17 protein-coding genes, 1 pseudogene and 1 riboswitch are annotated in these 21,356 nt (G+C 64.2%); of the genes and pseudogenes, 11 read left to right on the plus strand and 7 right to left on the minus strand.

The genetic code is table 11. The features are described 5' to 3' along the window. Positions 1 to 519, minus strand: a 519-nt coding sequence (locus tag RTK01_RS09450) for a 1-acyl-sn-glycerol-3-phosphate acyltransferase (RefSeq protein WP_312280734.1), incomplete at its 3' end; no start/stop codon positions are given. Between the two features lie 334 nt (positions 520 to 853). On the opposite strand from RTK01_RS09450, the gene metK reads away from it, so the two are divergent. Further along, entirely contained in the window at positions 854 to 2,065 is a 1,212-nt protein-coding gene (metK, locus tag RTK01_RS09455; RefSeq protein WP_005408103.1) for a methionine adenosyltransferase, read from the plus strand. Positions 2,066 to 2,192: 127 nt separating this feature from the next. After that, positions 2,193 to 2,699, plus strand: a complete 507-nt coding sequence (locus RTK01_RS09460) for an acyl-CoA thioesterase (RefSeq protein ID WP_053505675.1) — start codon at positions 2,193 to 2,195, stop codon at positions 2,697 to 2,699. Positions 2,700 to 2,786: 87 nt separating this feature from the next. Here the strand turns inward: RTK01_RS09460 and ppc are convergent, their stop codons facing one another. Both ppc and RTK01_RS09470 read right to left on the minus strand, forming a co-directional pair. Further along, positions 2,787 to 5,498: a phosphoenolpyruvate carboxylase gene (gene ppc, locus RTK01_RS09465; protein ID WP_053505676.1), complete on the minus strand. Its 2,712-nt coding sequence runs from the start codon at positions 5,496 to 5,498 to the stop codon at positions 2,787 to 2,789. A gap of 172 nt (positions 5,499 to 5,670) precedes the next feature. Beyond that, positions 5,671 to 8,187 carry a prolyl oligopeptidase family serine peptidase gene (locus RTK01_RS09470; protein WP_053505677.1) on the minus strand — a complete coding sequence of 839 codons (2,517 nt, stop codon included), beginning with the start codon at positions 8,185 to 8,187 and terminating at the stop codon, positions 5,671 to 5,673. 120 nt (positions 8,188 to 8,307) lie between these two features. Continuing rightward, a riboswitch (S-adenosyl-L-homocysteine riboswitch) is annotated at positions 8,308 to 8,391 on the plus strand. A gap of 36 nt (positions 8,392 to 8,427) precedes the next feature. On the opposite strand from RTK01_RS09470, the gene ahcY reads away from it, so the two are divergent. From ahcY to RTK01_RS09485, 3 genes are all read left to right on the plus strand, one after another. Then, complete coding sequence (gene ahcY, locus RTK01_RS09475; RefSeq protein ID WP_053505678.1) at positions 8,428 to 9,873, plus strand: adenosylhomocysteinase; 1,446 nt, start codon at positions 8,428 to 8,430, stop codon at positions 9,871 to 9,873. Between the two features lie 175 nt (positions 9,874 to 10,048). Then, a complete protein-coding gene (ybaK, locus tag RTK01_RS09480) occupies positions 10,049 to 10,522 on the plus strand; it encodes a Cys-tRNA(Pro) deacylase (RefSeq protein ID WP_312280735.1) in 474 nt (157 codons plus the stop codon). Continuing rightward, positions 10,522 to 10,995, plus strand: coding sequence for a hypothetical protein (locus RTK01_RS09485; protein WP_053505679.1), 474 nt, complete (start codon positions 10,522 to 10,524; stop codon positions 10,993 to 10,995). Before ybaK ends, RTK01_RS09485 begins: the two co-directional genes overlap by 1 nt. Positions 10,996 to 11,082: 87 nt before the next feature. On the opposite strand, the gene RTK01_RS09490 is transcribed toward RTK01_RS09485, so the two are convergent. From RTK01_RS09490 to RTK01_RS09505, 4 genes are read right to left on the minus strand one after another with little or no spacing between them, the layout of a single operon-like run. Next, positions 11,083 to 11,670 carry a DUF3228 family protein gene (locus RTK01_RS09490; protein WP_312280736.1) on the minus strand — a complete coding sequence of 196 codons (588 nt, stop codon included), beginning with the start codon at positions 11,668 to 11,670 and terminating at the stop codon, positions 11,083 to 11,085. Positions 11,671 to 11,690: 20 nt separating this feature from the next. Next, on the minus strand, positions 11,691 to 12,422 hold the full coding sequence (locus RTK01_RS09495; RefSeq protein WP_053505681.1) for a LytTR family DNA-binding domain-containing protein: 732 nt from the start codon (positions 12,420 to 12,422) through the stop codon (positions 11,691 to 11,693). Next, entirely contained in the window at positions 12,419 to 13,471 is a 1,053-nt protein-coding gene (locus tag RTK01_RS09500; RefSeq protein ID WP_312280737.1) for a histidine kinase, read from the minus strand. The genes RTK01_RS09495 and RTK01_RS09500 overlap by 4 nt, the downstream gene beginning before the upstream one ends. 18 nt (positions 13,472 to 13,489) lie before the next feature. Further along, positions 13,490 to 13,747, minus strand: coding sequence for a hypothetical protein (locus RTK01_RS09505; RefSeq protein WP_312280738.1), 258 nt, complete (start codon positions 13,745 to 13,747; stop codon positions 13,490 to 13,492). Here RTK01_RS09505 and RTK01_RS09510 point away from each other — a divergent pair. The 6 genes and pseudogenes from RTK01_RS09510 to RTK01_RS09535 all read left to right on the plus strand — a co-directional run. Further along, positions 13,742 to 14,449, plus strand: a complete 708-nt coding sequence (locus RTK01_RS09510) for a S8 family serine peptidase (RefSeq protein ID WP_312280739.1) — start codon at positions 13,742 to 13,744, stop codon at positions 14,447 to 14,449. The two genes, RTK01_RS09505 and RTK01_RS09510, sit on opposite strands and share 6 nt — an antisense overlap. Next, positions 14,446 to 16,152: a S8 family peptidase gene (locus RTK01_RS09515; RefSeq protein ID WP_312280740.1), complete on the plus strand. Its 1,707-nt coding sequence runs from the start codon at positions 14,446 to 14,448 to the stop codon at positions 16,150 to 16,152. The genes RTK01_RS09510 and RTK01_RS09515 overlap by 4 nt, the downstream gene beginning before the upstream one ends. 36 nt (positions 16,153 to 16,188) lie before the next feature. Then, positions 16,189 to 17,895, plus strand: coding sequence for a S8 family peptidase (locus RTK01_RS09520; RefSeq protein WP_312280741.1), 1,707 nt, complete (start codon positions 16,189 to 16,191; stop codon positions 17,893 to 17,895). A 121-nt stretch (positions 17,896 to 18,016) separates the two neighbouring features. Further along, positions 18,017 to 19,723, plus strand: coding sequence for a S8 family peptidase (locus RTK01_RS09525; RefSeq protein WP_312280742.1), 1,707 nt, complete (start codon positions 18,017 to 18,019; stop codon positions 19,721 to 19,723). 271 nt (positions 19,724 to 19,994) lie between these two features. Beyond that, the gene (locus RTK01_RS09530) at positions 19,995 to 20,855 is read left to right on the plus strand and encodes a ParB/RepB/Spo0J family partition protein (RefSeq protein WP_312280743.1); all 861 of its coding nucleotides are present in this window, start codon (positions 19,995 to 19,997) and stop codon (positions 20,853 to 20,855) included. 40 nt (positions 20,856 to 20,895) lie between these two features. Further along, positions 20,896 to 21,356, plus strand: a pseudogene (locus RTK01_RS09535) (hydrolase); the annotation flags it as partial.

Genomic DNA, 21,356 nt, shown 5'->3' on the forward strand with positions numbered 1-21,356 from the left:
GCGGATGCCGCGCAGCGACAGGCGCGAGACCTCGCCGGCCGGGAACACGATCACGCACTGCTCGGCGGCCAACGCCTGCTCCACCGCATGCAGGCTGCCGCGCTGCGCCTTGCCGCCGAGGATGCGCACCGGCAGCAGCAGATCCTGCAGCGGTGCGATCGCCCCCAGCAGGTCATTGGCCACGATCCGCACGTCGCGGCGTATACGGCCGACCGCGTCCAGCAGCGCCAGCGCATCCAGGGCTCCGGAAGGGTGGTTGGCGACGATCAGCAGGCGGCCGGTGGCCGGAATCCTGGCCAGCGCGGCCGGATCCACCTGGTACTGGCCACCGATGAATTCCAGGCAGGCGGCGACGAAGCCGAAGCCGCGCAATCCCGCACTGCGCTGCAGGAAGGCTTCGATCTGGTCCAGCCGCGACCAGCGGCCGACGCTGCGCAGCAACGGCCGCGCCAGTTGGCCGCGACGGCCGTGGAACCAGTCGGGGAAACGTTGCTGGAGGCGCTGTTCGAGTTCCTGCATGGCGGATCCACGGATGCCCGGCGGCCGGATTGGCCGACAGCCTGCGCCCGCCAGGCGGCAGCCAGATGGCGGTTTCGGGGCAGAACGATGACGCCCGCCCAACCCTGCCGACGGACCCGCGACCGGCGCGGCCGGCCCCGGCAGCGCCCGCCCCGCTGTCACGCTGGTGGAACACTGGGCCCCGCGCCCGGGGCCCAATCCCGCTGGGACAGGCCCTGCAGGCCGACACGGGCTTAACCACCGGCAACCGGTACAGGTTCACAATGCACAGGCGGCGCACCCCGTGTATCATGCGCGCCCATCTTTCCATCCGAATCAAGGGATATTACGCCTGATGTCCAGCTATCTCTTCACCTCCGAGTCGGTCTCTGAAGGCCATCCGGACAAGGTTGCCGACCAGATCTCCGATGCGGTGCTGGACGCGATCCTGACCCAGGACCAGCGCGCCCGCGTGGCCTGCGAGACCATGGTCAAGACCGGCGTTGCCATCGTGGCCGGTGAAATCACCACCAGCGCCTGGATCGACCTGGAAGCGCTGACCCGCAAGGTCATCACGGACATCGGCTATGACAGCTCCGACGTCGGCTTCGACGGCGCCACCTGCGGCGTGCTGAACCTGATCGGCAAGCAGTCGCCGCACATCGCACAGGGCGTGGACCGCAAGAAGCCGGAAGAAATGGGCGCGGGCGACCAGGGCCTGATGTTCGGCTATGCCACCAACGAGACCGACAGCTACATGCCGGCCGCGATCCACCTGTCGCACCGCCTGGTCGAGCAGCAGGCCAAGATCCGCAAGAAGAAGAACTCGCCGCTGTCGTGGCTGCGCCCGGACGCCAAGAGCCAGGTCACCCTGCGCTATGAGAACGGCGTGGTCTCGGCCATCGACGCCGTGGTCCTGTCGACCCAGCACGCCCCGGGCATCAAGCAGAAGGACCTCATCGAGGCCGTCCGCGAAGAGATCATCAAGCCGGTGCTGCCGGCCAAGTGGCTGCACAAGGGCACCAAGTTCCACATCAACCCGACCGGCAAGTTCGAGATCGGCGGCCCGGTGGGCGACTGCGGCCTGACCGGTCGCAAGATCATCGTCGACACCTACGGCGGCTGGGCCCGTCACGGTGGTGGCGCGTTCTCCGGCAAGGACCCGTCCAAGGTCGACCGTTCGGCGGCCTACGCGGCCCGCTACGTCGCCAAGAACGTGGTCGCCGCCGGCCTGGCCGACCGTTGCGAAGTGCAGGTCTCCTACGCCATCGGCGTGGCCGAGCCGACCTCGATCTCGGTCACCACTTTCGGCACCGGCAAGATCAGCGACGACAAGATCGAGAAGCTGATCCGCAAGCACTTCGACCTGCGCCCGTACGGCATCATCAAGATGCTGGACCTGATTCACCCGATGTACCAGCAGACCGCGGCCTATGGCCACTTCGGCCGCAAGCCGAAGGAGTTCAGCTACCTCAACGGCGAAGGCGAGACCGTCAACGCCACGGCCTTCTCCTGGGAGAAGACCGACCGCGCCGCCGCCCTGCGCGCCGATGCGAAGCTGAAGTAAGACAGATGAAGGGCCGCGCAAGCGGCCCTTCTCTTTTCTGGTAGAGCCGGCCGCTGGCCGGCTTTTTCATGGCTGCGCGGTTGCCGGCCAGCGGCCGGCCCTACCCGGTTGCCGATACAATCGCCCCATGTCGACCGAACTGAAAACCCACCAGCTGTCCATGACCGTGCTGATGTCGCCGGAGATGGCCAATTTCTCCGGCAAGGTCCACGGCGGCGCCATCCTGCGCCTGCTCGACCAGGTCGCCTACGCCTGTGCCAGCCGTTACGCCGGCAGCTACGTGGTCACCCTGTCGGTGGACCAGGTGATGTTCCGCCAGCCGATCGCGGTGGGCGAGCTGGTGACCTTCCTCGCCTCGGTGAACCATACCGGCACCTCGTCGATGGAGATCGGCATCAAGGTGGTGGCCGAGGACATCCTCAAGGGCAGCGTGCGCCACGCCAACAGCTGCTTCTTCACCATGGTGGCCGTGGATGAGGAAGGCCGGCCGACACCGGTGCCGCCCCTGCAGCCGGTCACGTCGGACGAGAAGCGCCGCCAGGCAGCCGCACTGATCCGCCGCCAGCTGCGCCAGGAAATGGAGCAGCGCCATCTGGAACTGCTGGCGTCGAACCCGCCGTCGCCGGAAGAATGAGGTAGTGCCGGCCGCTGGCCGGCAACCTCGTGCGTGCCGCCGAACATCATGAGGTTGCCGGCCAGCGGCCGGCACTACCGCGACACCTCAACCCGTGTTCTGCACACCCTGCGAAACACCGTTCACGCACGCCACCAGCGCGCGCAGCAACTCGTCATCCTCGCGCCCGCTGGCCCGCCAGCGCTGCAAAAGGTCCACCTGCAGCACGCTGATCGGATCGACGTAGGGATTGCGCAGGCGGATCGACAGCGCCAGCCGCGCATCGTGGTCGAGCAGCGTCTTTTGGTCCATCAGCGCCAGCAGCCAGTGCCGAGTGAGTTCCAGTTCGCGCTGCACCTGCGGGAAGAAACGCCCGTGCAGATCACCCGACAACCGCGAGAACTGCTCGGCAATGGTGATATCGCCCTTGGACAGCACCATCGCGATGTCGTCCAGGAACGTACGGAAAAACGGCCAGTCCCGCGCCATGTCGCGCAGGGTCTGTTCGTGGCCGGCATCAACCGCCGCCTGCAGGCCACTGCCCACGCCATACCAGCCGGGAATCACCGCGCGTGCCTGGCTCCAGGCGAACACCCACGGAATCGCACGCAGGTTGCCCAGTGCTGCGTCCTGGCCGAGCCGGCGCGACGGCCGCGAGCCCAGCGTCATCCGCTCGATCACGTCGATCGGCGTGGCGGTGCGGAAGTAATCCATGAAACCGGCCTGTCCAACGAAGGCGCGATACACCTCGCTGCTGGCAGAGGCGACCGCGTCCATCACCGGCCGCCAGTCGTCCTCGCGGGGTTCGGCGGCACGCGGGCGCAGGCTGGCGCGCAGCACCGCACCGGTGGCCTGTTCCAGCGACCGCAGCGCCAGCGCACGGATGCCGTACTTGCGATGGATCACCTCGCCTTGCTCGGTCACCCGCAGGCGGCCATCGATGCTGCCGCGCGGCGAGGCATCCACCGCATGCGTGGTCTTGCCGCCACCGCGGCTGATCGAGCCACCACGGCCATGGAAGAAGGTCAGGCGGATGCCCGCCTCGGCTGCCACCTCCAGCAGTTCCACCTGCGCACGTTGCAGGCCCCAGCGCGAGGCGGCGATGCCACCGTCCTTGCTGCTGTCCGAATAGCCGAGCATCACCATCTGCACGTCCTCGCGCGCACGCAGGTGAGCGCGGTACACCGGATCGGCCAGCAGGTCACGCAGGGTCTTCGTGCCGCGCTTGAGGTCGTCCACCGTCTCGAACAGCGGCGCGATGTCCAGCGGGACTGATCCATTGCCTTCCACCAGCCCGCCACGGCGCGCCAGCGCCAGCACCGCCAGCACGTCGCTGCGGTCGTGTGCCATCGAAATGATGTAGCTGCCCAGCGCGTCACCACCGTGGCGCGCGCGCGCATCGGCCAGTGCGGCGAACACGGCGTCCAGGCGCCGGTTGCCTTCGTCGTCGCCCTTCGGCAACGGGGCCTCCCCGCTGGCATGCGGGGCCAGCAGGCGCGCGCGGCCCAAGGCATCCAGACCCTCCCACGCCGCGTCGCCGCCCAGCACGGCGGCCAGCGCGCGCGCGTGCACGCTCGATTCCTGGCGTACGTCCAGCCGTGCCAGATGGAAGCCGAAGGTCTTCACCCGCCACAGCAGGCGTTGCACAGCGAAGCCACCGGCATGTTCACCGCGGTTCGCGCGCAGGCTGTCCAGGATCAGCTGCAGGTCGTCGATCAGTTCGTCGGGGCCGGCATAGGCGCCTTCGCCATCCTCCAGCGTGGCCTGCAGGCGTGCGCGCATGCGGTCGTTGAGCAGGCGGTACGGCATGTCCGCATGGCGCGGCCGCGACTGTACCTGCGGCAGCAGCTGCTGGTACTGCGCCACGCGCGCCAGCAGCGCATCGCTCACCCCCACCCGCTCGGTGGACTGGCTGAGCAGGCTGGCCAGCTGCAGCAGTTCCTTCTGGTAGCGCGCGAGTACCGCCTGCCGCTGCGCATCCAGCGTATTGCGGATGGTATGGGCATCCACATTCGGATTGCCGTCCATGTCACCGCCCACCCAGGTACCGAAGCGCAGCAGGCGCGGCAGCGGCAGTTCCTCGCCGTAGGTATCACGCAGCGCCTGCTGCAGCGATTCGTACAGCACCGGAATCACCCGGTACAGCACCTGCACCAGGTAGAAGCCGACGTGCTCGCGCTCGTCGTCGACGGTGGGCCGCACCGGCGAGGAATCGGTGGTCTGCCATGAGGCGGTCAGCGCCATGCGGAAGCGCGCGGCATCGGCGGCGGCTTCTCCCGGCGTGCGCTGGCCGTCGAGGTTGTCGACCAGGCTGGCCACCATCAGCTGCTCTTTCTCCAGCAGCGCGCGGCGCACGGCCTCGGTCGGGTGCGCGGTGAACACCGGTTCGATGTCGATGCGGGGCAACCACTGCGCCAGCTCGTCCAGGCCCACGCCCTGCGCCTTCAGGTGCTGCAGCGCGTCCTGCAGGCCATCGGGCTGCGCACCTGCGGTACCGGCGCGCTGGTAGTCACGGCGACGGCGGATGCGATGCACGCGCTCGGCGATGTTGACCACCTGGAAGTAGGTGCTGAACGCCCGCACCATGGTCTCGGCCTGCTGCGGCGTGCGCCCGGCCAGGCCTTCGGCCAGCTCGGACAGGGGCGCCTGATTCTCGCGGCGGGCGATGGCGCGGGTGCGCACGTCTTCGACATCGTCGAGAAACGCGGCCGAAACCTGTTCGACCAGCAGGTCACCGACCAGCGCGCCAAGCCGGCGCACATCATCGCGAAGCGGAAGATCGGGAGAAGCAAATTCGATACTGCTGCGGTACTCGTTCATCGGCGACGCACAGGCCTCGGTCAACGGATCCAGAGCCCAAGCCTATCCCAGATCGGGCGTCGTGCTGCGATGCAAAAATGGTTTCATCTGGTAGTGCCGGCCGCCGGCCGGCAACCTCAGGTTGCATGGCTCCATGAGGTTGCCGGCCAGCGGCCGGCACTACCCGGTCCGGTCAGCGCTTCTTCTTCGCCGTGCCCTGCGCGGCCGGGCCGATGGTCTGCTCCAGCCAGCGCTCGCTCTCGGCCAGCATGGTCATGATCGATTCGCGTGCGCGGTAAGCGTGCGATTCGTTGGGCAGCATCACCAGCCGCGCGGAGCCCCCCAGGCCCTTCACCGCGGCGAACATGCGCTCGCTCTGGATCGGGAACGTGCCGGAGTTGTTGTCGTCCACGCCGTGGATGAACAGGATCGGATCCTTGATCCTGTCGGCGTAGTTGAACGGCGCCATCTTCTGGTAGACGTCCTGTGCCTGCCAGTAGTTGCGCTCCTCGGCCTGGAAGCCGAACGGCGTGAGCGTGCGGTTGTAGGCGCCGCTGCGTGCGATGCCGGCCTTGAACAGGCGGGTGTGTGCCAGCAGGTTGGCGGTCATGAATGCACCGTAGGAGTGGCCGCCAATGGCGATGTGATCGCGATCGGTCACGCCACGGCGCACCACCTCATCCACCGCCGCCTGCGCGTTGGCGACCAGCTGTTCGACGTAGGTGTCGTTCGGCTCCTTGTCGCCCTCACCGATGATCGGCATCGACGGGCTGGCCAGCACCACGTAGCCCTTGGCCAGGAACGCCTGCGGGCCCCAGTAACTGATCGCATTGAAGCGGTACGGCGAATCGGTGACCTGGCTGGCCGCGGCCGCGCTCTTGAACTCGCCCGGGTAGGCCCACATCAGCAGCGGGCGCGGACCATCGCGCCTGGGGTCGTAGCCCGGCGGCAGCAACAGGGTCGCGGTCAGGTCGACGCCGTCCTTGCGCTTGTAGCGGATCTGCTCCTTCTGCACGCCCTTCAGCTGCGGCAGCGGATGGGCAAAGTGGGTCAGTGCGCGCGGCGCGGCGCTGGCATCGGCCAGCGACTGCACGAAGAAATTGGCCGGCTCGTCCGGGCTCTCACGGCTCAGCAGCAACGAGCTGCCCTGGTTGTCCAGCAATGCCACCGGCAGCGAATAGCTCGGCGCCTGCGAGTGGAACAGGCGCGTCGCCTTGCCCGTGGCGAGGTCGAAGCGATCCACGAACGGACGGTCGCCTTCCGGCGACGCGCCGGCACCAGCCAGGTACAGGCTGCTGCCATCGGGGCTGGTCTGCAGCAGCGAACGGCCGCGCTCGTCGCTGGCCAGCAGCGGCCGGCCCGGATCGGCGTAGCGGTCCTGCGCATCGCGATCCCACAGCAGGCGCGGTTCGGCGCTGGCAGTGTCCGGGGCGATCAGCCAGGTCTTGGTCCTGCGGGTCTTCCACCACGATTCGGTCAGCACGGCCAGGTCACCGCGGCCCCAGCTGATGCCGGCCAGGCGGCTGCCCAGCTGGGCCAGGGTCACCGGCGGCGTGTCGAACGGCGCGGCCTGCATCAGCACCGCGTCGCGCACCTTGGCGTCCCTGTTCGGGTCGCCACCATCCTGCGCTTCGGCCCAGACCAGGGTGGCATCGGCATCCCCCCGCCAGCTGATGTCGCGCACGCCGGTCACTTCGGCATCGTTGCCGGTCGGCAGGCCTTCCACCAGCGGCCGCACCGCCACGGTGTGCACCAGCGTGCCGCTGGCGCGGTCGATCACTTCGATGCGGCGCGGGAAGCTGCTCACCGGCACCACGTAGGAATACGGGCGCTGCACCGGCTGGCGCAGCACGAAGCGGCCATCGGGCGACACCGAGAAGCCCATGAAGATGCCGGCCGCGCCGATCGCGCGGGTGGTGCCGTCCAGGCTGACTTCCACCGGCTGGGTGGTGGCGTAGTAGTCGAACTGGCGCGCGTCGGCTTCGTTCTTCAGCAGGTCCTGGTAGGTACGGATCGACACCACGCCATCGCCCTGGCGGGTCTGCTGCACGGCGGGGCCGGTCGGGCTGCCGTCGGTGGCCGGGGCCGCACCGAGGTTGGCCGGGCGGGTGAACACCACCAGCCCCCGGCTGTCCGGCAGCCACTGGTAGCCGCTGCCGATCACCGTGTTCAGGCCGGCAACCAGACGGCGAGCACTGCCACCGGCCACGTCCACCAGCCACAGTTCATTGGCACCGCTGGCGGCGTCGACCTGGTTGAAGGCCAGCCACTTCTGGTCCGGCGACCACATCAGGCTGGCGATCGACAGCGTGGCCGGCAGGCCGCTGATCGGCCGTTCCTTGCCATCGGCCACGTTCATCAGCCACAGCTTCTCGCCGAAGCTGAAGCGGCTATCGGAGAACGTGCGCGGGTTGATGCGCAGGCCGGCCAGCTTCAACTCCGGTTGCGCCACCACCTGGATCGACGGCAGCGACGGCATCTGCATCATCGCGGCCACGTCGCGCCGCGGCGACAGGAACAGCGACGGCGCGCGCGGCGCATCGACCACTGCCTGCAGCGCGGCCGACGGCAATTCATAGCCGGTCACGCCCTGGGCCGGTGCCGCAGCCGACTGCGGGGCGGCCGCCCATGCCAGCGGGGCCACCGCCAGCAGTCCCATCGACAGGACCAGGCCGGTCCAGCGCCGCGTACGGCGCGCGTGCATGCTCATCGTTCCACCTGTGTGATGCGTGAAAACACCGACCTTAACAGCCCATGCACGCTTGCCCACCTGCCGATGGTTGGGTCATCCGGATGTCATGCCGAGGCCGCGATATAATGGGGGTTCTCCCCTGCCGAGGGGCGCTGCGACCGGATCCCCCGAGGCCCGGCCAGGCTCGGTAAGGTGGCTTTGTAACAACGGCGCCCGGCCAGATGCGAGCACCCGCTCGCCCACAACCGGAGCACATCAATGAACGCTGTTGCCAAGACCTTCTCCACCGAAGGTGATTACAAGATCCGCGACATCACGCTGGCCGACTGGGGCCGCAAGGAACTGGACATCGCCGAGCACGAGATGCCGGGCCTGATGTCGATCCGCCGCAAGTACCAGGCCGAGCTGCCGCTGAAGGGCGTGCGCGTGACCGGCTCGCTGCACATGACCATCCAGACCGCGGTGCTGATCGAGACGCTGAAGGACATCGGCGCCGTTGTGCGCTGGGCCTCGTGCAACATCTTCTCGACCCAGGACCACGCGGCCGCCGCCATTGCCGCCACCGGCACCCCGGTGTTCGCGTGGAAGGGCGAGACCCTGGAAGAGTACTGGGACTGCACCCTGGACGCGCTGACCTTCACCCTGGCCGACGGCACCCTGACCGGCCCGGAGCTTGTGGTGGACGACGGCGGTGACGTGACCCTGCTGATCCACAAGGGCTACGAGCTGGAAAACGGCAGCGACTGGGTCAACACCGCCTCGTCCTCGCACGAAGAACAGGTCATCAAGAACCTGCTCAAGCGCGTGGCCAAGGAGCGCCCGGGTTACTGGGGCCGCGTGGTCAAGGACTGGAAGGGCGTCTCCGAAGAGACCACCACCGGTGTGCACCGCCTGTACCAGCTGGCCCAGGCCGGCACCCTGCTGATCCCGGCGATCAACGTCAACGACTCGGTCACCAAGAGCAAGTTCGACAACCTGTACGGCTGCCGCGAGTCGCTGGCCGATGGCCTGAAGCGCGCGATGGACGTGATGCTGGCCGGCAAGGTCGCCGTGGTCTGCGGCTACGGCGACGTCGGCAAGGGCTGCGCCGCCTCGCTGCGTGCCTACGGCGCGCGCGTGATCGTCACCGAGATCGACCCGATCTGCGCCCTGCAGGCGGCGATGGAAGGCTACGAAGTCAACACCATCGAATCGACCCTGGGCCGTGCCGACCTGTACGTCACCACCACCGGCAACCGCGACATCATCCGCATCGAGCACCTGAGCGCGATGAAGGACCAGGCCATCGTCTGCAACATCGGCCACTTCGACAACGAGATCCAGGTCGACGCACTGGTGTCCTACCCGGGCATCAAGCACGTCAACATCAAGCCGCAGGTGGACAAGTACATCTTCCCGAACGGCAATGCGATCTTCCTGCTGGCCGAAGGCCGCCTGGTGAACCTGGGCTGCGCCACCGGCCACCCGAGCTTCGTGATGTCCAACAGCTTCGCCAACCAGACCCTGGCACAGATCGACCTGTGGGCGAACAAGGACAGCTACGAGAAGAAGGTCTACCTGCTGCCGAAGAAGCTGGACGAGGAAGTGGCCCGCCTGCACCTGGAAAAGATCGGCGTGAAGCTGACCACCCTGACCCAGGACCAGGCCGACTACATCGGCGTGCCGGTGGAAGGCCCGTTCAAGCCGGACCACTACCGCTACTGATGCCTACGGGGTGCCGGCCAGCGGCCGGCACTACCGGTGCATGCAAAGAACGGAACGGGCGCCCTCGGGCGCCCGTTCTGCGTTTGCGTGCGGCCGGACACCGCGCATCCTCACCTGGAGCGGCAACAATAGCCTCGGTCAAGGCAACGCCCCTACGCCACGCTACGATGCCTGCATGACCCCGGCCATCAACCTGCTCAAGCGCGAGAAGATCGCCCACACCGTGCGCAACTACGTGCACGACGCCCACGCCGAATCGTATGGCGGCGAAGCCGTTGACAAGCTCGGCCTCGACCCGGCCCAGGTGTTCAAGACCCTGCTGGCCAGTACCGAGGCCCACGAACTGCTGGTGGCGATCGTGCCGGTGGCCGGCCAGCTCGACCTGAAGGCGCTGGCCGAAGCGGCCGGCTGCAAGAAGTGCGAGATGGCCGCCGCCGACGCCGCGCAGCGCGCGACCGGCTACCTGGTCGGCGGCATCAGCCCACTGGGGCAGAAGAAGCGCCTGCGCACGTTCCTGGATGCCGGCGCGCAGGCGTTGCCCACGCTGCACGTCAGCGCCGGCCGCCGAGGCCTGGAAGTGGAACTGGCGCCGGCCGACCTGCTGCGCCTGACCGCTGGCCACTTCGCCGCCATCGGCAAGGCACGCTGATGCGCTGGCCCTGGACTGCCCGCCCGATACCGCGGCTGGACGATGCGCAGGCCGATGTGCTGCTGCAGGACCTGCTGTCGCGCGACGCCGAGCGCATCACCGACGCCGCCCGCGTCGTCGCACGACTGTTCAGTGCACCGTCGCTGGACGCATTGGCCGCGCATGTGGACCTGATCGAACGCAGCTGCCAGGGCATCGCTTTCGGCGGCATGCTGATCAGCAACCAGGCGCATCTGGAGGCGGCCCTGAAACGGCTGCGTTACTGGCAGGCGCACGCAGGCTGCCTGTGCGCGCTCAATCCCGGCTACCCGTTCTTCGATCCGCGCCGCCTGATCGAACAAGGGCAGATGCAGCTGCTCGCGTTGCAGGCGGCCGAGGAGGGTTGGGGCGATTGCCACATCGTTGCCTGCACGCACTGCGGCCAGCATTGGCAGGCCATCGACCGCGAGTACCACTACCCGTGGTGGGAGTGAAAAGCTGCCTGAAGGCCAGGCAGCCACGCATGGCGTGGCTCTACTGCGGCCCGTACATTCACGCGATGCGTGGATGACCAATGTCGCTCAGGGCCGCCAGTTGGCGTTGTTCTCCCAGAACGCGACCGAGCGCCGGTAGGCCTCGCGGTCCAGTGGTACGCCGGAACCGCCCTCTTCCACGCCCAGCGCATTGCGCATCATCGTGATCGGCGCCATCGGCACCTCTTCCGGTTCGGCGGTATAGATGCAGCCGACGATGCCCCACTCGGCCTCGATCGGCGAGCCTTCCTTGGCCAGCTGCCCGGCGCTGTACAGGATCACCACCAGGTAGTTCGCACGCGGCGGCTCCACGCCCTCGAACCAGCGCACCAGCACCGGCAGTTCGTCGCGATTGCGTGCCTCGTAACCACTGCGCAGCAGAGGGCGGTTGGCCTCGGTGATCGGCACGGTCAGGCAGCGCGTGCTGGTCCAGTTCTCGTAGACGAACAGTTTGCAGAACGGTGCATAGCCGTCCAGCACCTTCAGCGGCGCGTGCGCGTTGAGGTGCGCCTCGAACTGTTCGGCAGTGCAGTCCTGGATCGTGTTGCCGCGCGGTACGCGCGGGAACAGGCGGGGACGGGCGAAATCGGTGAGGACGATGGACATGGCGCGGCGTGATCTGGGAATCCGCTGCACAGGGTAACCGCTGGCAGCGCCTACAGCGCCATCCGCTCGCGCAGCTCCCGCGCCTGCCGCCGCGACACCTCCACCTCGCTGCCATCCTCCAGCGTCAGGTCATAGCCATCGCCGATGCTGGGCGCTACGCCGCGGATACGGCGCAGATTGACCAGCGTGTTGCGGTTGGCACGGAAGAACAGCTCCTGCGGCAGGCGAGCCTCCAGCGCGCTCAGGCTGCGGGTCAGCAACGCGTTCTGGTCGCGGAACCACAGCCGCGTGTAGTTGCCGTCCACCACCAGCCTGCGGATCTCGGACACCGCCACGAACCAGCAGCGTTCCCCCTCGCGGACGAACACCTGGTCCTGCGCAGCCAGCGTGCTGCGCAGTGCCGGCGCCCCGCTCGCCCCTACGTTGCGCTCGCGCGCGCGCTCCAGTGCTTCCAACAGGCGCGGTGCCTCCACCGGCTTCACCAGATAGTCCAGCGCGTTGGCCTGGAACGCGCGCACCGCGTAGGTGTCATAGGCGGTGACGAAGACCACCGCCGGCACTGTCTCCAGGCCCTCCAGCACGTCGAAGCCGCTGCCGGAAGGCATCTGCACGTCCAGCAGCACCAGGTCCGGCGCCAGCGTGGCGATCGCCTCGCGTGCGGCGGGCACGTCGTCGGCCTCGCCGACGCACTGCACCCACGGCAGCGCCGACAACAGCGTACGCAGTTCCTGCCGCGCCAGCCGCGCATCATCCACGATCAACACGCGCAGCATGCCACTCATTGTGGAATCTCCAGCAGGGCCTGCATGCGGTCGCCGACCGGCTGCAGCACGAATCGGCCACGCGTGCCCAGCTGCGCACGCAGGTAGGCCAGGCCGACGCCATGGCCATGGGCGGGTTCGCTGCCGGTTGCACGTGGGTTCTCCACCTGCAATCGCAGCACGTCATTGTCCAGCGTGGCGCGGATCTGTACCTCGCCGCCGCCGGGGCGGCTGGCGATACCGTGCTTGATCGCGTTCTCCACCAGCAACTGCAACGCCATCGCCGGCAGCTGCGCCTGCGTGGCATCGGCATCGATCTGCTGCCGCACCTGCAGGCGCTGTTCGAAATGGACCGCCTCGATGGCCAGGTAATCGTCCACCACCGCCAGTTCCTCGGCCAACGTCACCTGCTCGCTGCGGTTGTGCGCCAGCGCTTGGCGCAGCGTGCGCGACAGCCGCGTGACCATGTCGCGCGCGCGCTCGGGATCTTCCAGGATCAGCGCGCGCAGGTTGTTCAGCGCATTGAACATGAAGTGCGGATTGAGCCGCGCACGCAGCGCGTCACGTTCCAGCGCACTGCGTTCGGCTTCGGCGCGCAGGCGTGCCAGTTCGGCGCCGCGCACACGGCGAAGGCTGTGCAGGCTTGCCCAGAGCGCGGTCCACAGTGCCAGCATCACCGCCGTGGTGTACCAGTAGAGCAGCAGCGCCTTGGGGCTGAAGTCGGCCACCTGGCGACCGATGTCCACCCATCCCCAGGCCAGCGCTGCGTGCAATGTGATGTTCACCAGCAACTGTGCCAACGCAGCGCCTACGCCCACCGACAGCGCCAGCCGCAGCAGCAACCCGGCGGTCCCGCGCGACCACCAGCCGGCGCGCAGGGCCAGGGCGCGGATGCCGCCGCTGCACGCGAACAGGGCCAGCGCCAGGCCGACGGTGATCAATGCACCCGCACTTCCGGCGTCGGCGAGGTAGGCATGCCGCAAGCCAAGTCCCGCGGCGCCATAAAGCGCCCATACCAACGCATTGAGCAGCCAGAAGCGTACCGTCGAGGAGGAAGCCAGCATGTCCATTCCGAGGCGTGGTGAAACTCAGGGGTGGCGGTCGAGGAAGGCCTGCACCTGCCCGTGCAGCCAGCGCGGATCATCCCACATCAGGAAATGGAAACCCTGCGCGCTCATCGCGATCTGCACGCCCTGCAGCTTCGCGTACTGGGCCTGGAAGACGGCACGGGTGCTTTCCTCGGTGCCGCCCATCGGCTGGTAGCCGGCCCAGCTGCCGAGCACCAGTGTCGGTGCGGTGATCGACGCAATGCTGTCGCGAAGGTCGGTGGTCATGACCGCATGCATGGCATCATTATCCAGTTCCTGCAAAGCGTTACCCAAACGACGCTGGACGGCACGGAGATCTCAGTTATTTACGCCCAGCCCAACCACTACACCGTTCAGCAGGAGGTCTACTTTCTCTTTTCCACGCTGGGAACAGGTGTGTCCCCGGGGGTGTGGCGATTGATTGCCCGGGCGGGCGAAATTGTGGACGGAGAGTTTAACATCTGGCTTCCCACCGTGGAGGATGTGACCCGAAACACCGCCTTTCTCCGGGCCGACGTGAATCTCACGCTGACCCTGCCCTCCACCGTGCAGAATGTAATTTCCGTGGGCGGGTACAACGCGATGCTGCGCATCGCCACCGTATTTTCCGGGCGGGGCGCCTTGGGTGAAAACGGCCTGCGCAACAAGCCCGATCTGGTGGCGCCCAGCGTCAGCGTCCTCACCACCCGGGCCGGCGGCGGGTACGATGCCTATACCGGCACCAGTATGGCCTCCCCCTTTGTGGCGGGGGCGGCTGCCCTGATGATGGAGTGGGGCATTGTCATGGGAAACGACCCGTTTTTATACGGCCAGCGGGTGAAGGCCTTTTTACGCAAAAGTGCCAACCGGCAGTTTTCAGCCGTGTTCCCCAGCAACCAGTGGGGCTACGGTGCGCTGAGCGTTTGCGAAGCCATGGGTGATCTTGTGGAATATACAAGGACGGGGGGCGCTTTTTCATGAACGGGACGGAGTCCGCCCAGCAGCTCCCCGACTCTCCCGATACGGTAGCGTTCGTCCTGCGAAAAAACGCATTTATTGACCAGCTTCTTCAAAACACCCCCGCCATTCACACCACGCAGCTTCTGGCCGGAAGATATCTGGTCTGCTACACGGACACGGTGACCTTTAACAGCCTGATCAGCCAGTTCGGCTCCAGCTTCATCAGCTACATCTCCTTGGTGCTGGGCCTTCTCGACAGCACAAACCTGTCGGCGGCGGGCATCATTCAGGTTCAGCAGCAGCCCTACCTGGATCTGCGGGGGCAGGGCGTGCTGATGGGATTTGTGGACACCGGCATCGACTATACCCAAAGCGTTTTTCGCTATCCCGACGGCACCAGCAAAATTCAGTATCTCTACGACCAGACGGTGGACGGACCATTTCCCCAAGGATTTTTTATTGGTACGGAATACACCAATACGCAGATTAACGAGGCCCTGCGCACCCCAGATCCCTATGAGCTGGTCCCTCAACAGGATGAGAGCGGCCACGGCACGTTTCTGGCCTCCATTGCGGCGGGGACCGGGTCCGGGGACTTTATCGGGGCCGCGCCGGAGTCGGAACTGATTGTTGTAAAGCTTCGCAAGGCAAGCCCCTTTTATCTCAATTGGTTTGCCGTTCCGTCGTGGCAACAATACGCCTATGAGTCTACCGACATTATGATCGGCGTGGAGTACATTGTGAAAAAAGCCCGAGAGCTGGACCGTCCAGTGGTTATCTGCATCGGCCTTGGCACCACCTTCGGCGCACACGACGGCTTTTCTATTTTTGAGGAATACCTCAGCAACATCGCAAACCTTCGTGGCGTGTGCGTGTGCACCGCCGCCGGAAACGAAAGTCAGGCCCGCCACCATATGCAGGGTACCATCGCGGAAAAGGGCGCCACCCGAAACATTGATTTAAAAGTGGGCGAGGACGCGGGCAACGTCATCCTCGGCATCTGGAACACCATTGCGGACAAAATTTCTCTATCTGTCCGCTCCCCCACGGGGGAGCTGGTGGGGCGGATTCCCTCCCGGCCCGGGGCCTTCAGCCGCTCCAATCTGATTTTGGAGAAATCCGCCGTTCAGGTGGAGTATTACTTTCCCTACGAGAGCACAGGAAGCCAGCTCTCCTCCGTAAACATTTATAACGCCACGCCGGGTATCTGGACCATTACGCTTTACGGAGACATTATTCTTGACGGTACGTTTCACGCCTGGCTGCCCCTTACCGGTTTTGTCTCGCCTACGGTGGAGCTTTTGTCCGCCACGCCCTATTATACCGTCACCTGTCCGTCCACCATGTTTGGCTCGATTAGCTGCGGCGCGTACAACAGCACCACCGGCAGCCTTTACTCCGACTCCTCCTGGGGGCCCACCCGGCTGGATCGAATGGCGCCGGACCTCGTGGCCCCGGGGGTAAACGTGGGGGGGATTTTTCCCACGGGACCCGGCTCCATGAGCGGAACCAGCGTGGCCTCGGCCATTACGGCGGGGGCCTGTGCGCTGATGATGCAATGGGGTATTGTGGAACGAAACGACATCTCCCTAAGCACCTATCAGATTCGGGCCTATTTAATCCGCGGCTGCAACCGCAGCCCCACCATGACCTATCCCAACACCCAGTGGGGTTATGGTTCTCTGAATCTGATCCAGACCTTTAACCTTATGCGGGAGCTGTGAAACTCCTATTATCACGCTTTGAAAGGAGGCCGTGCAATGGCGGTCAATCCGTCTATGCAGCAATTTCTTGATTCGCCGGACACGGTGGGCTTTGTAGTGCGGGGTACAGACGACCTGGACCGCCTGATTGAGGAAAATCCGGATATTATTGCCACCCAAACTTTGGCGGGGCGGTATGTGGTGTGCTATACCACCGTGGAAGCATATCCCCGGCTGCTGACTACGCTGGGCACCGGCTATATCAGCTCTATCGCGGTAATTCTGGGTCCTTTATGCGGACCGGGCCTGAAGGAGGCAGGAATTTGTTCCATTCGGCAGCAGCCCTATATGAGCCTGCACGGAGAGGGTGTTCTGATGGGCTTTGTAGACACCGGCATCGACTACACACAAAGCGTTTTTCGCCGGGAGGATGGAAGCAGTAAAATTCATTTTCTTTACGACCAGTCCATTACTGGCACACCGCCCAAGGGATTTTTTATCGGCACGGAATACACAAACGAGCAGATCAACCGGGCGCTTAAGTCGGAGAATCCCTATGAAATTGTTCCCTCCCGGGACACAGCGGGACACGGCACGTTTTTGGCCTCCGTGGCAGCCGGACAACATCAGGAGGATTTTACCGGTGTGGCCCCGGAGTCGGAGCTGATCGTGGTAAAGCTAAAAAAAGCCCGACCATTTGGACTGGAACTATTTGCCGTACCGGAGGAACAGGAAAACGCGTTTTCCTCCATTGCCGTGATGATCGGGGTGGAGTACATCGTGCAAAAGGCCCACGAACTGAAGCGTCCGGTGGTGATTTGCCTTGGCATTGGCACCAATTCTGCAAGCCACGACGGCTTTTCCATTTTTGAGGAATATTTGAGCGGAATCGCGGCTCTGGCAGGCGTATGCGTGTGCTCCGCCGCTGGAAACGAAAGTCAGGCCCGCGGTCATACAAAAGGCATCGTCACGTCCAAGGGCGACTTCCGAAATATTGACGTAAAAGTGGTAAAACCGGATTCAAATTTTTTCATCTCCGTCTGGAGTGGCTTTACCGATAAGCTGTCCGTTTCCGTTACCTCCCCCACCGGAGAATACGTGCCAAGAAAGCCACCCAAAGACGGCTTTGTTCTCACTTCAAACGCAATAATGGAACGCTCTCAGGTACGGGTAGCCAGCTATTACCCTTTGGAGGGAAGCGGCGGCCAGCTAACCTCTGTCCGGGTTTTAAACGCCACGCCGGGAGTCTGGACCATTGCCATGCACGGAGACATCATTCTGGACGGGACCTTCAACGCGTGGCTCCCCATCACAGGTTTTGTCACTCCCGGCGTTGAATTTTTGGAAGCGGACCCTTATTACACGGTGACCGTACCTTCCACCGCCATGGGCGCCATCGGCTGCGGAGCCTATAACAGCATGAACGGAACCTTGTATCCCAATTCCTCGTGGGGGCCCACTCGGCACGAGCAGGTTACTCCGGACCTCACCGCTCCGGGCGTAAATATTGAGGGCTTTTATCCCACGGGGCGGGGCGTGATGAGCGGGACCAGCGCGGCTGCCGCCATTACCGCCGGCGCCTGCGCGCTACTGATGCAGTGGGGCGTGGTAGATGGCAACGAGCCCACCATGAGCACCTGTCCCATCCGCGCCTATCTCATCCGGGGCTGCGACCGCACCCAGACCCTGTCTTACCCCAACCCCCAGTGGGGCTACGGAACGCTGAACCTGCTGCAATCCTTTCAGCTTATGCGGGAAATGTAAGACAGCATCAAACATCGCCGCTGTCGCCTTAAATTCACATTGCCTTGCAAAATTTCTGATATACCCTGCTATTTAAAATAGTGCGGTATTTCCCCGGCACTCACGATTGGAGGCGTTTTCCTTGAACGAGGAAGAACTGAGGGAATTTATCAACTCCCCCGACACCGTTGACTTTATTGTCCGGGGAAACGACATCCTGGATAGCTTTCTGCGGGAGAATCCCAACGTTGTGGCTACCCAGACTTTGGCCGAGCGGTATGTGGTCTGTTACACCAAGTCCAGCGAATTTTTGGATACTCTGAGCCGGATGGGAAGCAACTATGCCAGCTCCATTCCGGTGGTGCTGGGCCTTCTGGGCCGTCCGGAGGTAGAGGCATCCGGCATTGGGGGCATCCATCGCCAGCCGTATCTGGGTCTGCGGGGGCGGGGCGTTCTGGTGGGCATTGTGGACACCGGCATCGACTATACTCAGCAGGTGTTCCGCTATGAGGACGGCACCAGCAAAATCCAGGCAATTTTTGACCAGTCTGTGGTGGGCACGCCCCCCGAGGGATTTTTTTTCGGTGCGGAATACACCCACGCCCAGATTAACGAGGCTTTGGCCTCGGAAAATCCCTACGAAATTGTTCCCCAGCGGGACACTGACGGCCACGGTACTTTCCTGGCCTCTGTGGCGGCGGGACGGGAGGTGGGCGACTTTCTCGGCGCCGCGCCGGATGCGGAGCTGGTGGTGGTGAAGCTGAAGCGGGCCCGCCCTTTTTACACGGACCTGTTTGCCGTACCCCCGGATCAGCCAAACGCTTTTGGCTCCACCGCCGTGATGATCGGGGTGGAATACGTTCTCAAGAAAGCGCAGGAGCTAAACCGCCCCGTGGTCATCTGCCTTGGAATCGGAACAAATTCCGGCAGCCACGACGGTTTTTCCATCTTTGAGGAATACCTCAGCGAAATTTCCAATCTGGTGGGCGTGTGTCTGTGCATCGCCGCGGGAAACGAAAGTCAGGCCCGCCACCACACCCAGGGAAGAATTTCCGCCGTGGGCGAATTTCAGAATATTGACATCTCCGTGACCAACGAATCCTCCGTCATTTACACCACCATCTGGAGCGGGGTGTCCGACAGGCTGTCCGTTGCCGTCCGCTCCCCCACCGGGGAGCTGGCCGCCAGAATCCCCCCTAAATCCGGAACCATTACCACCACCAATCTGGTTTTTGAGCAGTCCTCCGTTCAGGTTGGATATTTCTTTCCCATTGAGGGAAGCGGCGGACAGCTTACCGTCGTGCGGGTAAACAACGCCATTCCGGGCATCTGGACCATCACCGTATACGGCGATCTGGTGCTGGACGGCGGGTTCAATGCATGGCTTCCTCTCACGGGCCTGTCCTCTCCGGGAATCGAGTTTTTGGCGGCCAACCCCAACTACACCATCACCGTGCCCGCCACCACCGTGGGAGCCCTGTGCATCGGAGCCTACAACATAGCAGACGACAGCCTGTATTCAAGCTCCTCCTGGGGACCTACCCGCATCAATATGATGGCCCCGGACCTGTGCGCCCCCGGCGTCAACGTGGAAGGCATCTACCCCACAGGGCCGGGTACCATGACCGGCACCAGCGCGGCCGCGGCTATCACGGCGGGAGCCTGCGCCCTGATGCTGCAATGGGGCGTTGTAAACGGAAACGACGTGTCAATGAGTACCTACCAAATCCGGGCTTACTTAATTCGCGGCTGCCGACGCAGTCCCACCGTTTTTTATCCCAATACCCAGTGGGGCTATGGCGCGCTGGATTTGGTGCAGACCTTCAACCTCATGCGGGAAACCCGGTAGCCGCCAAAACCGGATTTTAGTGCGCAGCCTTGCCCCGGCCTTCGGGCCGGGGCTTTTGGGCCTAATCTGGCAGTCACAGTCTCTTTTTCAGCGCTTTTTCCGGGTTTCTCTTTCGCGGCCTCTCCTTTTTGCGGCGTTTCTGATTTGACCAATTTTACACATTTCCCCTCCCTTCCACCCTGTCTTGCAACTTTTGTTGGGTTCGACCAAAAAAGCGTCCTTTTTCAAAGGCTCGTCTGTAAAATATAGGAAATTAGGAGGGGGTGCTTTTATGGAACTGGAGCAGAGGGTTTTGATGCTGCCCATCGGGTGTGTGTTTCCCAATCCGGCCCAGCCCCGGCAGGTCTTTGATCCGGCGGGACTGGAATCGCTGGCCTCCTCTATCCGGGAAAATGGAATTTTGCAGCCCTTGACCGTCCGCCGCCGGGGGCCGGATCAGTGGGAACTGGTGGCAGGAGAACGGCGGCTTCGGGCGGCGGGGCTTGCGGGGCTTGCGGCAGTGCCGTGTCTTGAGTGGACCGCCAACGACGCCGGAGCGGCGCTGCTGGCACTGGTGGAAAATCTTCAGCGAGAGGATCTGCACTATTTTGAGGAAGCCGAAGCGCTCTCCGCCTTTGTGCGCAAAACCGGCATCACGCAGGATTTGGCTGCAAAAAAACTGGGGCTGTCTCCCTCCGCCTTTGCCAACAAGCTGCGGCTGCTGCGCTTGTCTCCGGAGTGCCGCCGGGTGCTGACGGAAGGCGGCCTGACCGAGCGCCATGCCCGGGCCCTTCTGCGGCTGGAGGGCGAGGAGGTGCGGCTGGAGGCGGCAAAATATGCGGCCTCCGCCGGGTTGAACGTGGCTCAGACGGAGCGGTATGTCACCCGGCGGATTGAGGCAGCGCAGCGTACGCCTTTTCGCGGGCGGAGGACCTATGTGCTTAAAGACGTGCGCCTGTTTCTCAACAGCGTGGACCACGGGCTTCAGCTGATTCAAAGCGCCGGAATCGACGCCCAAAGCCAGCGGGAGGAAACGGAGGATGCCATTATCCTGACCATCCGCATCCCCCGGGAGACGAGGTCCAAAGCGCCCGGATTGTTACAGGATTGTAATGTCATTTCTCCAAAAACGTGCTATACTGAGAACCACTAGGCCTTTTTTGTTTCAATTTAGAAAGTACGGGGAGGAGTCCATGGATACTGTAATGGTGCAGGAAGCGCAGAAAAAACAATTGAAGCTGCCTTTCGCCATTGCCTTTGTGCTGTTGAGCGTTCTGGCGGCGGGATATGTCGGCCTTTGCGCCTATGCCGCCAACAACGGCCAGCTTTGGAAAAACACCCGGATTCTGGGGCAGGATCTTGGCGGGCTGACGGTGGCACAGGCCGCGCAAAAGCTGGAGCGGACCTTCCCTGCTATGAAAATTGGCCTTTATCTCTATGACGACACGGCGTCTCAGGTTCCGGAGCGCGCTCCGGTGCCGGACGCCTATGTGGCTTTGTCGGATTTGGGAGCGGAGATTTCCGCTTCCACTGTGGCCCGCAGCGCCCATCAGGGAAATCTGCGGGGCAATTTTCTCACACTGGGTTGGCGGTATCTCACCAGCGCGGGTACATTTTCCGACACGGCGGATCTGATCTCTCTGGACAAAGAGAA

Source organism: Oscillibacter sp. (assembly GCF_031978065.1).
Classification (GTDB): domain Bacteria; phylum Bacillota; class Clostridia; order Oscillospirales; family Oscillospiraceae; genus Oscillibacter.